This is a genomic window from Candidatus Methanoplasma cognatum (assembly GCA_009777615.1).
GTDB classification, from domain to species: domain Archaea; phylum Thermoplasmatota; class Thermoplasmata; order Methanomassiliicoccales; family Methanomethylophilaceae; genus Methanoplasma; species Methanoplasma cognatum.
Genome location: WRLM01000001.1, coordinates 632,788 through 648,276 on the forward strand (window position 1 = coordinate 632,788; position 15,489 = coordinate 648,276).

General features: G+C 52.8%; 11 protein-coding genes and 4 pseudogenes. 13 read left to right on the forward strand and 2 right to left on the reverse strand.

Features of this window, described 5'->3' with window-relative positions:
* Positions 1 to 4: 4 nt before the first annotated feature.
* From mtbB to FWG96_02855, 11 genes and pseudogenes are all read left to right on the forward strand, one after another.
* A pseudogene (gene mtbB / locus FWG96_02805) lies at positions 5 to 1,363 on the forward strand ([dimethylamine--corrinoid protein] Co-methyltransferase).
* Between the two features lie 71 nt (positions 1,364 to 1,434).
* Positions 1,435 to 2,931 (forward strand): APC family permease, encoded by a 1,497-nt coding sequence (locus tag FWG96_02810; GenBank protein ID MCL2032184.1) that lies wholly within the window; start codon positions 1,435 to 1,437, stop codon positions 2,929 to 2,931.
* Between the two features lie 324 nt (positions 2,932 to 3,255).
* Positions 3,256 to 4,716: pseudogene (mttB, locus tag FWG96_02815) on the forward strand ([trimethylamine--corrinoid protein] Co-methyltransferase).
* Positions 4,717 to 4,718: 2 nt separating this feature from the next.
* Positions 4,719 to 5,372 (forward strand): methyltransferase cognate corrinoid protein, encoded by a 654-nt coding sequence (locus tag FWG96_02820; GenBank protein ID MCL2032185.1) that lies wholly within the window; start codon positions 4,719 to 4,721, stop codon positions 5,370 to 5,372.
* 25 nt (positions 5,373 to 5,397) lie between these two features.
* The gene (locus tag FWG96_02825) at positions 5,398 to 6,510 is read left to right on the forward strand and encodes a hypothetical protein (GenBank protein MCL2032186.1); all 1,113 of its coding nucleotides are present in this window, start codon (positions 5,398 to 5,400) and stop codon (positions 6,508 to 6,510) included.
* Positions 6,507 to 6,818, forward strand: coding sequence for a hypothetical protein (locus tag FWG96_02830; protein ID MCL2032187.1), 312 nt, complete (start codon positions 6,507 to 6,509; stop codon positions 6,816 to 6,818). Before FWG96_02825 ends, FWG96_02830 begins: the two co-directional genes overlap by 4 nt.
* 1 nt (position 6,819) lies before the next feature.
* A complete protein-coding gene (locus FWG96_02835; protein ID MCL2032188.1) occupies positions 6,820 to 6,957 on the forward strand; it encodes a hypothetical protein in 138 nt (45 codons plus the stop codon).
* A gap of 246 nt (positions 6,958 to 7,203) precedes the next feature.
* A complete protein-coding gene (locus tag FWG96_02840; GenBank protein ID MCL2032189.1) occupies positions 7,204 to 7,839 on the forward strand; it encodes a cobalamin-dependent protein in 636 nt (211 codons plus the stop codon).
* 5 nt (positions 7,840 to 7,844) lie between these two features.
* Positions 7,845 to 9,230 (forward strand): annotated as a pseudogene (locus tag FWG96_02845) (monomethylamine:corrinoid methyltransferase).
* Between the two features lie 167 nt (positions 9,231 to 9,397).
* A pseudogene (locus FWG96_02850) lies at positions 9,398 to 10,777 on the forward strand (monomethylamine:corrinoid methyltransferase).
* 8 nt (positions 10,778 to 10,785) lie between these two features.
* Complete coding sequence (locus FWG96_02855; GenBank protein ID MCL2032190.1) at positions 10,786 to 12,423, forward strand: methylamine methyltransferase corrinoid protein reductive activase; 1,638 nt, start codon at positions 10,786 to 10,788, stop codon at positions 12,421 to 12,423.
* Here the strand turns inward: FWG96_02855 and FWG96_02860 are convergent.
* Positions 12,420 to 12,800 carry an SMR family transporter gene (locus tag FWG96_02860; protein ID MCL2032191.1) on the reverse strand — a complete coding sequence of 127 codons (381 nt, stop codon included), beginning with the start codon at positions 12,798 to 12,800 and terminating at the stop codon, positions 12,420 to 12,422. The two genes, FWG96_02855 and FWG96_02860, sit on opposite strands and share 4 nt — an antisense overlap.
* Position 12,801: 1 nt before the next feature.
* The gene (locus FWG96_02865; GenBank protein MCL2032192.1) at positions 12,802 to 13,059 is read right to left on the reverse strand and encodes a multidrug efflux SMR transporter; all 258 of its coding nucleotides are present in this window, start codon (positions 13,057 to 13,059) and stop codon (positions 12,802 to 12,804) included.
* 578 nt (positions 13,060 to 13,637) lie between these two features.
* On the opposite strand from FWG96_02865, the gene pylSc reads away from it, so the two are divergent.
* Entirely contained in the window at positions 13,638 to 14,486 is an 849-nt protein-coding gene (gene pylSc, locus FWG96_02870) for a pyrrolysine--tRNA(Pyl) ligase large subunit (protein MCL2032193.1), read from the forward strand.
* Positions 14,487 to 14,497: 11 nt separating this feature from the next.
* A partial coding sequence (gene pylB / locus FWG96_02875) for a methylornithine synthase PylB (protein MCL2032194.1) occupies positions 14,498 to 15,489 on the forward strand: 992 nt, incomplete at its 3' end.

Below are 15,489 nucleotides of genomic sequence, written 5' to 3' on the forward strand. Positions count from 1 at the left end.
CTTAATGACCAAGGAGCAGATCATAAACGACATCCAGGCAGGTATGGCCGACGCCGCCGATATGGGAGGGGTACCCGACCTTACGGCAAACGACATCGAGATGATGTTCGAGATAATCTCGAACAAGAACAGGATCGTAGGCGTAGAACCCGGAAATGAGGTCGTAGTATCCTATGACATCGGACAGCTGGACTTCACCGGCGACAACGGTAACAGCGGCAACGGCGTGGACGTCGGAAGACTGGAATCGGCTTTGCTGCACGAGAGGGCGCTCGCCGCGGACACGTTCGAGCTTGCGCACGCCGACTACAGCATAAAACCGGTAAAACCTGTGATAGCGAATGAGATGCAGACGATGGAGGAGATCCAGAACGAGATCGTGATTCCGTTCTTCTACGGAGCGATGCCGAACTCCGGGCTGTACTATGCGCCCGACGGCCCGTACGGGAACCCGGCGGACCTGATGAGGGAGTTCAAGATCGAGGAGGCCATGCAGGCTGCGGAGCTCACGGCCGAGCACCTTGCAAAGGATATCGAATACGTAGCGCCGAAGCTGGTTGCAGCCGGCGCGGACGGATTCAACTTCGACACCACTGCATCGGCAGGGGACGCCGATTTCGTCGGCACGCTGTACGGAGCAGAGGCTCTGAGGAAGGCCTGCCCCGACACATATATCATGATAGGGATGGCGGGAGAATCCGTAATGGGGATCCACGGTTCCATCGATTATAAAGGGGAGGCAGTGGCGGGAAAATACCCGCACCAGCAGGTTAAGCTGGCGGAGAAGGCCGGAGCGAACGTGTTCGGTCCGGTGGTCAACACCAACACCAGCAAGAGTCTGGCATGGAACATGGCACGTTCGGTCACCTTCGTGAAAGAGTGCGTAAAGGTAGCGAACATCTCATGCCATGTGAACATGGGAATGGGCGTCGGCGGTATACCCATGTGGGAGACGGCGCCTATCGACGCCGTCACCAGAGCTAACAAGGCGATGGTAGAGATCGCCAAAGTCGACGGTGTATAGATCGGGGTGGGAGACACAGCCGGAATGGGCGTCTCCCACTTTATGGCATCAGGAATGGGCGGCATCAGATCCGCAGGTGACCTTGTTGCGAGAATGCAGTTCTCCAAGAACATGAAGATCGGCAAGGCCAAGGAATATGTCGCCAAGAAGCTTGGACTATCCACGCTTGAGATCGCAGACGAACACATAATGAGGGACCTCAGAGAGGAACTGAAGATCGGAGTTGTGACCGGTGTACCTGGCGCGCCGAGAGGCATAGCGGCCAAGATGAACATCGAAAGGCTCATTGACACCAAGATCAACAGCTGTGAGATCTTCAGGGAGATGACCAAGAGATAAACACTTTCGAAATTGTGCAATGACCCAGGTCACTGCACATTAATTCCTTTTCGAAAAAGAGGTATATATTTATGTCTGATAATGTAGCAGAAGAGACCGGCATGCTTGTCAGGTCTATTACTTGGAAACAAGGACTCTTCGTTGCGCTCGGTGTGCCGATATTGATCCTCCCGTCATTGTATGACGTCGCGGGATACATATGGGCATTCTCGATAGTGATGTGGACCATCTGTGTTCTCCAGGGATTTCTCCAGAACACGGCGTATGGAGAAATGGTTACAACCTTCCCCAGAGCGGCAGGGCTGCCGGGCTGTGCGCAGGTAGTGTTTACGCCTGAAAACCAAACTAAAAAATACGACACAGGAAAACTGATCGGCGCATTCTGCGCGTGGTGTTACTGGTTCGCATGGACGCCTGTTGTCGCGATATTCACGGTGATGACAGGTCTGTATCTTACCTTCTTCGTTCCCGCATTAGCCGACTTTGCCGCTGAAAGCGCAATGAACGAAACATTGCTCAACGTGGCGCTCGGCATCGTGATCGTTTCGGTAATGCTGCTGATCGGTTCCCGCGGATTGACCGGCGGGTCGAAGTTCGGACTCATATTGGCCATCATCGCCATAGTGCCGATGGTCGTTATCCTCGCGGCGTCATTCGTGACCGGAGGAGCAGGCGGCGGCGCGCTGTTCGATTTCGGCAGGATCACCGGCGAATTCTTGCCAGACGGATGGGGATCATCCAATGATATAGTGTTACTGTTCGGCTGCTTCGCGCTGGCACAATGGAGCGGCTGCGCATGGGAGACAGCCGCCCTTTACGGACCGGAGTATAAGGAACCCAATAAGGACGTTCCGAAAGCTTTGTTCGCATGCGGCTTCATCTGTCTGATCCTTTACTTCTTTGTGTCCATGGCGGTCTTCGGATCGCTCGGAATGGTCGGCATCGACGATGCAGGTTATGCAACGCTGGGTCCGATCGCTGAAGCGGTGTTCGGTGACATAGGAGGTCCGATAGCGCTCACTTTGCTTGTGGCGGCGATGATCCTGATCATACAGACCGGGTTCTTGGGATCCTCAAGGACGCTGTATTACATGGCGGAAGAAGGAAACATGCCGAAGTTCATGAAGAAGCAGAATAAGCACGGAATGCCTCTCAATGCGATGATAGTCGTAAGCATCTTCAATCTGATCCTGATTGTCACAGCAACGATAAAGATAGGAGACATAGAAGGCGGAGGCCCTGTGATGATACTCGCGGCGTCCGGCATAGGATATTGTCTAGCGCACGTAGTGGCGCTTTCCGCATACGTCAAATCCAGAACGAACGCTCGGTTCAAGCATCTGGAGAGGCCGTTCTCCGCTCCGAAAGGGTGGAAGTACGTTGCGGCGGGGATGGTATTCTATGAGCTTTGTGTCCTGATACCATGTCTGATGTATTGGATGTACGATCTGTTTGACCATTCGATGCTGCCGTTTGCTCTGGCAATAGCTGTATTCGGGATGTTCTTCCCCATATGGTACTATACCCAGAACTCAAATGCGAAAGCGTCCGAGGCCGAAGAAGCATAACATTAACCAAACTGACGGCGGCAACGCCGTCTCCTTACATTATTTTTATTTCAGATCGATCTGATTGTTTTTTATACTAGAAGCGGTACAAATTCAATCATTTATACAAAAAATTATTTAATATAAAAACTCCAGATATTTGATAAAATTGGTAATATTTATATACATAAACATAAAACATATTAGTTAAAGAAGTAGTTTTTAAATATAAATATAGTTATTGCAAAATCGGTTCGAAATGCTGGCGCCATTCTATACTGATAACGCCAAGCGCGTATCATGGAGAAGGAAATGAAACCAAACCAGTATCCAGGAAAACAAATGATGCAGGGCCTGAAGTTAGATATTTTTACTCAGGACGGCATCGAAGCTATCGACAGGGCAACATTGGACATCCTGTCGAATTACGGCGTCCAAGTATCCGACAAAGAGGGATTGGAACTCTTTGAGAAAGCCGGGTGCGAGGTCGACCACAAAACGAAAATGGTGAAGATACCGATCGGACTTGTCCGCAAGGCTCTTTCGTCAGCACCGAAGACATTCTATCTGCACGGAAGAGAGGAGAACAGGATCGTCGAACAGGAACACAACGGGCGCGTGCACTACACCTGCTTCGGAACAGGCATCCAGGTGTGCAACTATCTGGGGAACGGAAAATTCGAAACGCGTGATTCGACGGATGCGGACCTCGCAAACTGTGCGAAGCTCTGCGACTGGGCGGAGAATATCAGCTACTTCTCCCTGCCGGTATCGGCAAGGGATTGGGCAGGTGTGGGAGCGGAAGACGTCCATGAGATGATGACTTCCATTGAGAACACCACAAAGCACTTCCACCACATAGATCCGGTCGGAGAGCATGTTGAATTCTACAGAGATATCGTTGAAGCGTATTATGGCGGGGACAAGAAACTCGCCCGCGAGAAACCGATAATGTCCATGCTGGTGTGCCCGACAAGCCCCCTCGAACTGAGCCACAACGCCGCCCAGGTCATAATAAAGGGAGCGAGGTACGGGATACCCGTAAACGTTCTGAGCATGGCGATGGCGGGAGGATCATCCCCGGTATACCTTGCCGGAACCCTGGTTACGCACAATGCGGAGGTCCTTTCGGGGATCGTCCTGAGCCAGATAGCGTGCCCGGGCGCAAAGGTATGGTACGGAAGCTCCACAACGACCTTCGATCTCAAACGCGGGACCGCACCGGTCGGTTCACCGGAACTCGCCGTGATAAGCGCGGCCGTAGCAAAACTCGGACAGTACTACGGGCTGCCCGTTTATGTCGCCGGCATGTAGACTGACTCCAAGGTACCTGATCCCCAGGCGTCGCATGAGAAGACTATAACCTCTCTCCTCCCCGCGATGGCCGGAGCCAACACAATATACGGATCTGGTATGCTGGAGCTCGGCGTGACGTTCTCGATGGAACAGCTGGTAATAGACAATGACATAATCGCTATGGAAAAGAAGGCCATGGAGGGCGTTCCGCTGTGCGAAGAAACGCTCGCCGTCAGCGCCATAAAAGAGATCGGCGTGGGCAATGATTTCCTTGCTCACCCCTCGACGATGAACAACATCGAACTCGCTTCCGACCCGCAGATATTCGACCGTTATATGATCGGAGACTGGAAGGCGGCGGGAAGCAAGAACGCTGTAGATGTTGCGCATGATATCGTTCAAAACGTTTTGAAAAACCACGTCGTCAAGCCCATTCCGGAGGATGCGCTGAAAGCGATGAAGGCCATCGTCAAGAAAGCGGACGATGAGTTCAAGAAAAGCAGGGAGTGATTTTGTTGTCAGTACAATCATTAGCGGAAGAAGCGAAGCAGGCGGTCATGGCATATGACGCCAAAAAGACGGTCGACGTGGCCAACAGGGTCATTGCGGAAGGAGCGGACATAGTGGCCATCATCCAAGACGGATTCACCAAAGGGATGACGGAGATAGGAGCGCTTTTTGAGGCCAAAAAGCTGTTCCTGCCCCATATAATGGCGGCTGCGTCGGCGATGAACGCGGCGTTGAACGTACTTACCCCCGAGCTCGAGAAGCGCGGAGGCAAGGTCGACGAAGGCCTCGGCAAATTTGTGATATGTTCAATCGAAGGGGACATCCATTCGATAGGTAAGGACATCGTTGCGATAATGCTGAAGGTGGCGGGGTTCAGCGTCATGAACATAGGAAGGGACGTGCCGCTCAAGGACATAGTCAAAGCATGCAAGGACAACAACGCGAAATATGTGGGGACATCGGCGCTCATGACATCCACGATGGTGAATCAGAAGACCTTCGAAGAACTCCTCAAAAAAGAGGGGATCAGGGAGAAACTGATCACGAACGTCGGCGGCGCACCGGTGACGCAGCAGTGGGCTGACGAGATCGGCGCCGACGTATACTCCGAGAACGCGTCCGATGCGGTCGCGAAAATGACAAAGATCGCTGGGTGACGGTAATTTTCGGAGGAGGAGCGAAATGGATTTAGATGAAAAGATAACAGAAGCCCACAAAAAAAGAGTAAAATACGGCTATATGATGGCCTTATTCTGCGCGATCCTCTGGGCAATATGGTACATCCCAGGGACATACATATGGGACTTCGACGTCATCGGAGATTTCCTTGCGATCGCCGGCGGTAAAGTCGGCGACGACGCGGGGACGATCGTCGCGGCGATGCTGATCACCGCGCTGAACGCCGCATTCGTTATTCTCTCGTACTTGATATGGAATTTCTTCCTCGGAACGGCAAAGTTCGCCGAGATGAAGAGAAGCATAAGAGAAATGAGAGCTTGTACGAAGTACTATTTCCTCGGAGCTATCTGCGGAGGGCCGGTTGCCATCCTTGGGTCATTCCTTGCGATGGGATATGTGGGCGGCGCATTTGCGGCAGTCGCGGCGCTTGCCTATCCGGTCATAGGCACGCTGCTGTCTAGAGTATGGCTGGGTCAGAAGGTCTCCCACAGGGCGATCGCCGGCATACTGATTATCCTGATAGGGAGCATTACCATCTTTGGAATAGGCATGATAGCCGATATCAGAGATCCCCTTGTGCCCGACAGTGTCATGATCGGCTATATTGGCGGGATAATGGCATTGTGCGGCTGGGGTATCGAGGGAGCTATCGCGGCAAAGGGTATCGACGTATCGGAGCCGGATGTTGCGATAACGATGAGATTCGCTATGGAGAACATCATCTGGTGGGCCATAGCGCTGCCTGTGCTTGCTCTGATGTCCTTCCCTGTTTGGGAATATGCATGGAAAATGATCTCCGACCCGGTGATACTGCTCACGCTCGTGATGCTGGGACTGACCTTCGGATTCTGTTACGTAGCGTGGTACAAAGCGTTCCCCCTGATAGGGGTAGGAAGAGGCCAAGGTATCGGAAGTCTTTACGGTATCTTTTCCGTAATATTCCTGATCCTTTTCTTCGGTGTGACTGCAGCTATAGGTGACGGTCTGGATCGTCAGATCTCACTGGTGGCTGGCGCCATACTCTGTACGGTAGGAACTCTGATAATGTTCACAGAAAAGACAGAGAACGTCGAATCCCTGAGAGAAACAGGAGAAAATACGGAGGAACAACCATGATGGAAGGGCGCCCCTATAAATTCCGGATACTGGAGATACTAGACGCCGAAGGACCCACATGGAACAGGGATCTCGTGAAACAGCTCCAAATGGAGTACAATATGCCCTCGGATTATTACAGGGACTGCCTGAACTTCGATCTGATCGAAGTGGCGGCATCCGGCATGGTCGCCGAGGGGGAGACGCTGATCGATGAGGAAGGTACTTTCAGAAAAGGCCGCCTCCTGATACAGTATCACATTACTCCCTTGGGATTGGACTTCCTGAACGAACTCAGATCTAAGGTAAAGCCAAGGAAAGGTGAGTAAAATGATGTGGGAAGAGATAGCTGAATCGTACTTCTCGAACGGTATAATTCCAAAAGGCGAATATGTGTTCATGGCCCTCATATTGGGAGTGTGCGTACTTGCCCTTTGGAGAGCCCGCAAGATGGTCTCTGATATCTGAAAGTCCTTAAACGGCCGAAAGGCCGCAAAACCCTTTAATTTTTTTAAAACAATTTCTATGAGAAATCATTTAATATAAGAACGTTCTCCTTCAAAATTGAATAGTTAATTTTAAATATTGAAACAAGGGTCGTCCAATAGTACAATAATAATTTTTAAATACTTTTATAGTAATAGTAAAACAGGTTCGAAATGCTGATGTCATTTAATAACGGATGACAGCAAGCGCGCACTATGGAGGAAGAACATGAGCATAGAGCAGATCTTGGCAGACCTCAGAACGGCGGTCGAGACCTGGAACGTAAAACTTGCCCAGGACTCGACGAATGCCGCCATCAAAGAGGGTATAAAAGTAAAAGAAATAATAGAAAAAGGCCTCGGAAAAGGAATGGAGACCATAGGAGAAAGATTCGACAAGGCAGAGATATATCTGCCTCAGGTGGTGGCAGCATCCAAAACGATGGAGGCCGCCATAAAGATCCTTGAGCCGCTGATGACGTCAGGCGCGGGGGCGCTCAGGGGAACCGTGATAATGGGTACTGTAGAGGGGGACATCCATGAGATCGGAAAGAACGTGTGCTGTGCGATGCTCAGGGGAGCAGGGTACAATGTGATCGACCTCGGGCCGGACACATCGTCGCAGGCTTTCCTTGACGCAGCGGAGGAGAACAACGCAAAGATAATCGGCGGCTCCGCACTGATGACCACGACGCTTGAGTCGCAGAGGGAGCTGGTAGAGGCCAAGAAAGAGGTTGATGCGCCGTACAAGTGCATCTTCGGCGGCGCACCCTGCACAAAAGCATGGTGCGACGAGATCGGCGCGGACGGATACTCCGCGACGGCAGCCGAGATTATCGAACTCGTGAATGAACTGATGAAGTGATAAAAATGGCAGCGACAAGACCACTCAGTATAGGCGACGTTTACGACAGGTTCGTAAAGGGTAAGAAGGTTCCGGAGAGTGAATGGGACTACAATATCCTCCCTACCAAACTCACCGAACTAAAAGAAAAATACAAACTTAACTTCGGGAACAAATTCATACCGGAGGACAAACAGACGATGAACGACCTTTTCTACGCCGGCATCGAGATGCTGGTGGAAACAGGATACTATTGCGCTGACCTCGGCCGTGTCATGAAGGTCACGGAGGAAGAGGTGTGGGAAGGGATCAAGAAGACCCCTACCAAGCTCATACTCGGAGAGGGCAGGGACATAGCCCGCTTCTACCCCAGGCGCGGGAACAGCCCCGTGAAGCCCATCGTTCAGGGAGGGCCGACGGGATCCCCGGTATCAGAGGACATATTCGTTCAGGTCATGCAGTCGTATGCGCAAGAGGCGACAGTTGACACTCTTGTCAACGGCGTTATGACCACGATAGAGGGGCACCCCGCAAAGACCAACACGCCGTATGAGATCTATGCTATGATGGCAGAGCTCCGCGCCGTAAAAGAGGCGCGCATAAGGGCCGGAAGGCCCGGGATGGGAATATAGGGACCGGAGACGCCGCTGTCCGCAGCGGGACGTCTCGCAGCCGATATGACCAACGCAGGTCTCAGGGTAACGGACGCGCATGAGTGCTCCCAGCTCAATGAGCTCAAGATCGATATGGTGGGCCTCAACATGCTCGCCGGCTGGACAACCAACGGGGACACGATAATGATAGAGCAGATGCCGATATTCGGCGGGTACACCGGCGGCCTCGAGGAGACAGCCATCTGCGACGTCGCGACAACGCTCGGATCCTTCGTACTGTTCAGCGGGAACTTCCACCTGGACGGACCGATCCACATAAGGTGGAACGTGACGACGGCAAAAGAAACCCTCCAGGTGGCGGGACACGTCGCGGCGGCGATCGACGCCAACACAGACCTTCTGCTTGCGAACCAGTACTACCCCGGAGCCGGGCCCTGCACGGAGATGTGTCTCCTTGAGACAGCGACGCAGGCCATTACCGACACCGGGTCCGGAAGGGAGATGCTCTCAGGTTCCGCTGCGGCGAAAGGCGTCGCCCAGGACAAGACCACCGGGATGGAGGCAAGGATAATGGGAGAGGCCGCAAGAACGGCGGCCGGGATGAAGGTCTCCGACCTCAATGAGATCATAGGAAAGGTCCTTTCCATATACGAGAAAGGATTCGTCAGCCCGCCCTTGGGCAAGACCTTCCGCGAGTGCTATGATGTAAAGACCGTCAAGCCCACGGCAGAGTATCTCGAGGTATACAGCGGCGCTCTCAAGACGCTCAGGGACTGCGGTCTCGACATCAAACACTAAGAACAAACAGACCGCGGCGGATGCCGCGGTCATCCATTTTTATGCTGGCTCATATCTGGGTGCCGCCACCGATGATCGCATTTTTACTCTGTTTTAAGTGATAGTATATTAATACGATGGTTACATGATGTAAAGCTTTTAATACCGTACGTCCATGTAATAGTTATATGGTTGCACCGAGGGCGCTGGACATCTATGAATCGTTTGATAGATTCGCTTCAGGGAAGAAGGTCAGAGAGGATACTTGGGACTACGTTACCGTTCCGACGAACGCTTTGGCCATGAAGGAAAAATACAACATCAATTTTGATAACAAAATAATCCCGGAGGATGAGGATCTGGCAGACAGGCTGTTCCACGCAGGCGTCGAAATGCTTGCCTGCACCGGTTTCTACAACACCAACCTCGGAAGGGCGCTGTCGATCTCCGAGGAGGAGATATACGAAGGTCTTAAGAAGGCCCCGAAGAAGATCAAAATGGGCAGAGGCAATGAGAGGATAACCTGCAAAGCAAGAAAGGGGAACTCAAAAAGAAAACCCATAATCCAGGGAGGCCCCACCGGCGCACCCGTGTCCGAAGAGATATTCCCCAACATGATGCAGAGCTATGCTCAGGAAGCCGCCGTTGACACGCTTGTGAGCGGCATTCTCAACACAGTCAGCGGAAGGCCTTCGACGACCAACACGCCTTGGGAGATAAAGGCAACGCTGGCAGAGATAAGGTACGTCAGAGAGGCATGCAGCATGGCCGGAAGGCCGGGCATGGGGATATAGGGTCCGGAGACCCCGTTGTCCGCGGCGGGAAGACTGTCGTCGGACCTCACGGAGTACGGTCTCAGATACTATGATGCGCACGAGGTGTCCCAACTCAACGAACTGAAGATAGACAACGCCGGCATGACGATGATAGCGGGATGGGCGACAGCGGCCAGCATAATCATGATGGAGCAGATGCCCATATTCGGCGGATACTCGGGAGGCGTCGAGGAGACAGCCATCTGTGACGTGGCAACAATGCTGGCATCCTTTGCGCTTTTCGACTGCGACATACACCTGGACGGTCCGATCCACATAAGATGGGGTACGACCACCACGAGAGAGACATTGCAGATAGCAGCGCATGCGGCGGTGGCACTGGACAGGAACACAGACCTCCTCCTGGCCAACCAGTATTACACCCTGGCAGGGCCCTGCACTGAGATGTGCCTTCTGGAAGTGGCGGCGCAGGCGATAGCCGACACAGCCTCAGGAAGGGAGCTCATATCGGGTTCCGCATCGTCGAAAGGGGTCGTCAAGGACAAGACCACTGGCATGGAGGCCCGTATGATGGGCGAAGCGGCGGCGGCCGCGGCGGGAATGGAGATATCGGCGGCGAATGACATATTGGATAATATCGTCGCGTCGTACAAAGATAATTACCCAAAGCCTCCTCCCGGAAAAAGGTTCCAAGAATGCTATGACGTGAAGGAGATAAGGCCTACGGATGAGTATCTGGACGTATATGACAGAGCGCTTAAGACGCTCAACAGATGCGGGATCCAGATCTGAGGTAGGCAATGGCGGACTACTGCATCGCACTGGATATCGGCACAAGCGGACTCAGGTCGCAGCTGTTGGACATGGAGAGCGGTAAAACGCTGGCCACTTCCATAACCGCACGCCATCCGATACCCGGAATGAATGTCATCGACCATGTAAATTATGCGATGACCTCCGGCAGCGATGTTGCGAACGGACTGATAATAACGGCTGTCAACTCTTTATTCTCATCTTTCGGCGTCGATCTGTCGAAAGTCAAAGTGGTCGCGGTGTGCGGCAATCCGTTCCAGCTGTCCCTTTTTCAGAACATAGAGATCAGGGACCTCGCGTACGCGGGAAAGAACATGCTGGAGTCATTGGGAGTGGTCTCCCCGCCGAGGGACGGGGACATTGTCAAAGCGACGGACCTGGGAATAAAAGGGATGCCCGAAGCCGTTGTCATGATACCTCCCGCCGTCACTCACGAGATAGGGGCCGACGCGATCGCTATGCTTCTGATAACAAATGTTCTCGATTCAAAGGAACCCTGCATAGTCGTGGATTACGGTACCAATGCGGAGATGGCCCTGATAGTGGACGGGAATGTTTACACCGGATCCGCGGCGGCGGGGCCGGCGCTGGAGGGCCAGCAGATAGAGAGAGGGATGCTTGCATCCCCCGGTGCGGTGGCCGACGTCAATATCAAGGGGAACGGGTGGGAATGCACGGTCCTCGACGGCTCGATGAAGGACAGCCGCGGCGATGTGGTCGATCCTCTGACGGGAAAGGTCGCAGAAAAAGGAGTGATGCACGGCGAGGCGAAAGGAATAACCGGGACTGGGGTGGTCGCATCGATATACTGCGGCATCGAAACGGGAATGATAACGCCGCCGAACATACACACCCCCGACGGAGCGCTTCATCTCCAGGACGGCATCAACATCTGTTCCAAGGACATCGACGAGGCCGGCAAAGCGATAGGGGCGCTCAGAGCAGGGTTCCTTACGTTGCTGCTTGAGGCCGGCGTCTGGACCGGCGACGTCAAATTGGCATACATGTCCGGAGCTTCGGGGTTATATGTGGATGCGAGAAAGGCCCTAAGGATAGGCATGGTGGTGCCCGGAGCGGAAAGGATAGTCCAATTCGGCAACACCTCGATAGAGCTGGCAAGAAGGCTGGCGACGGGAAAGGTAAGCCTCGAAAGCCTCAGAGAATTCGCAAAGCGCCTCAGAGCAACGCACTGCATGTTCGCTACCGCGAAAGCGTTCAAGGATATCTATTCCATAGAGTATTCTCTCTGGTCCCAAGGAATGCCGGCGTCAGAATATAACAACATGATGGACGTCTACGACCTGCCGCATATACCCGATCCGGTACCGGATCCGGAAGTGAAAAGAATGTCGGCGACGGATCTTCCCGACACGGAAGGAAGGACAGTCAAGATCCTGGAGAACGCAGGCACGGTGCTGGCGGGCGCGATCGAAGGCTGCACTATGTGCGGAGCATGTGTCGAAGAATGTCCGGAGGACGCGATAACGGTCGTCAAAGAGGGCGAAGAGATATTTGGGAGGATATTGTCCGACCGCTGCGCCGGCACCGCATGCAGAAGATGCGAGAGGGCATGTCCCGAAAGCGTGCTTAAGATAACGCCTTTCACGATGATCGGCCGTTCTTAATCGGAGCCGTCCCCCGCATCGGGATCAGGTGCAGCTTTGACCTCATTACTGCCGCATGAGAGTTCCACTCCGACAATGCCGACGATAATGATCGCCGCGAACAGCAGTCTTGACAGAAGGAACGGGTCGTTGGCGATGATGATGCCCAAGACTATGCTGCAGATCGTTCCGACGCCGACCCACACGGCGTAACCTCCGCCGACGGGCACCCCTCTTTTCAAGCCTATGTTCAGGAGGCTTACGCTTGTGAAAATGAACCCGATAGTGGCAATGGTCCATAAGATGTTCGTGAATCCGTGGGACTTATCCATACACAAAGCCCACACGGCTTCAAAAACGCCGCCCATCAGCACGATCGCCCATATCCATTGTTTCATCTCAGACCTCCAATCCCAGACCGACAACGCCGACCAATATCAGGAATATGAAGAACAGCCGTTTCCTTTCGATCATTTCCTTATACAGAATGACACCCAGCACGGTCGTGCCGATCGTGCCTATCCCCGTCCATACGGCGTAAGCCGTCCCCACCGGTATCTCTCTCATGGCCAAAGACAAAAAGAACGGACTTGTCAAAATCAAAATTCCGGTTATAACTGCCCATTTTATATTTTTATGCACATTGTATTTCTTCATGGCAAGGACCCATGCCGGCTCCAGAAGCCCCCCTATGATGAGCCATGTATAAGCCATAAGACTGAACATTCCAATATCTCCGGAATTGAACGATGTGCTTGCCGGCAGCGTACGCCGGCTGTAAATGCAGCAGTGTGTATCAGTATTAATATTATTTCATCTTAAATCTTATTATTATAGTTAGTTTTAAATAGTTATATCTACAAATGAAATATTATAATGGACATGTTTATATACGAGTAAAACGTATTAAATAATGCGGTACCAGTGTAACAGGTAGGCAGCGTACCGCAGAGACGATCCTTCCCGTACAGGATCACCCTCGTTTGACATTCATCCGGGGAACCTGTCCGCCTGCGGGCATTCTACTCCTCCTCCTTACAAATAGATGAGGCGGACAGGAACTTACCGTAACACATACGGTTCCGAACGGTCGTCTGTTTCATTACCCAGACGCCGCAAGAATCTTTATGTGTGCGGGCAGTATCAAGGTGTATCAATGATGGAACGGGGGACGGTCTGGGACCGGTAAGCCTCTAAAGCCCAACCAGCGGGGTTCGATTCCCCGGTCTCTCGCCATGACGGCAATCGGTGGTGATGACATCAATGTAGGTTTCACTGACTCACAAATACAGAGGCTGCGGGAGTATGGGGACGATCCCAAGGATTCTTCCACTTTTAGCAGCGCCGATGAAAGGGATAAAGCATTTTCAAAGCTCATGTCCGATCTTGTGTCTTTGAACGAAAGATCGCTGACAGAGATGATAAGGTCACCGTCAAGGCACCATCTGGCACAGCTTGAATCGGACATATCGGAGATATTGATATCAAAAGGCTTCATGGAGGTCAGGACGCCTGCGATCATCTCGGCCGCATCGCTCGAGAAAATGACGATCACACCCGAACACCCCCTTTACAAGCAGGTGTTCTTCATAGATAAAAAAAGATGTCTGCGCCCGATGCTGGCGCCGAATCTGTACTATGTTATGAGAAAACTCAGGGACCACACCGACGGTCCGGTAAGGATATTCGAGATAGGCTCATGTTTCAGAAAAGAGTCGCACAGCGGCGCGCATCTCGAAGAGTTCACGATGCTGAACCTGGTGGAGATGGGACCGGAGAAAGATGCCACGGAGGCCCTGAAGGAGTATATAGGCGACATCATGGGCGTAACGGGGCTGGAATATACTTTATCGGTAGAGGAATCGGATGTTTACAAAGAAACACTTGATGTGATGATCGGCGACATTGAAGTATCGTCCGGGGCGGTGGGTCCGCATGTGCTCGACGCCGCCCACGATGTCCACGAGCCGTGGTCGGGAGTGGGATTCGGTCTTGAGAGACTGCTCATGCTCATGAACAACAAAGGCAGCGTTAAAAAGACAGGCAGAAGCCTAAGCTATCTGAACGGTGCGAAGATAAACTGACAGGGATACAGTTGAGCGTCACAGACATAATAGATAAAACAAAGAGGAACGGGAAAATATCTCCGGAGGAGATAGCGGAACTCCTTTCCGTCAGAGAGGAGGACGAGATCTCCGCGCTGTTCTCGGCGGCAGGCTCCGTAAGGGACAGGGTATTCGGAAACAAGGTGTTCGTATACGGGTTCGTCTATTTTTCCACTCATTGCAGGAACAACTGCGCATTCTGTTATTACAGAAGGATGAACCGTCTGCCCCGTTACAGGAAGACTGCTGACGAGGTCCTTTCGTTGTCCGGAAGCCTAAAAGACGCGGGGATAAATCTGGTGGACCTTACCATGGGAGAAGATCCCCTCATGTGCGCCGACGATTACAACGAATTGCTGGGGATCGTCAGAAGGGTCAGGGACGAAGTGGACATCTCGATAATGGTGTCGCCCGGAGCGGTCCCCGAACGCATATTCTCAAAATTCAAAGACGCCGGAGCGGACTGGTTCGCATGTTATCAGGAAACTTACAACAAGGAGCTATTCTCCAAGCTAAGGCTTGAACAGGATTTCGATCATAGGCTTAACCAGAAGATATGGGCGAAGAAAGCGGGGCTGCTCGCCGAGGACGGCATAATGGTCGGCCTCGGAGAGACGCTCAGGGACAGGGCCGATTCCATAGTCAAAATGGGCGCCATCGGGTGCCAGCAGATGCGCGCAATGACATTCGTTCCGCAGAAGGGGACGCCGATGGAGAACGTAAGGCCGACCGAACCGATTGACGAGCTGGTCTCGATCGCGGTGATGCGGCTCTTGTACCCCGATAGGCTCATACCCGCCTCCTTGGACGTGGAAGGCATAGCCGGGCTGAAGACGAGACTGGACGCCGGCGCTAATGTGATAACATCGATCGTTCCTCCCAACGAGGACCTGGCGGGGGTTGCGCAGCATGAGCTGGACATCGAGAACGGCCACAGGTCCGTTGCGCATGTGCTCCGTCTCCTTGATGAAATGGGAAGAAA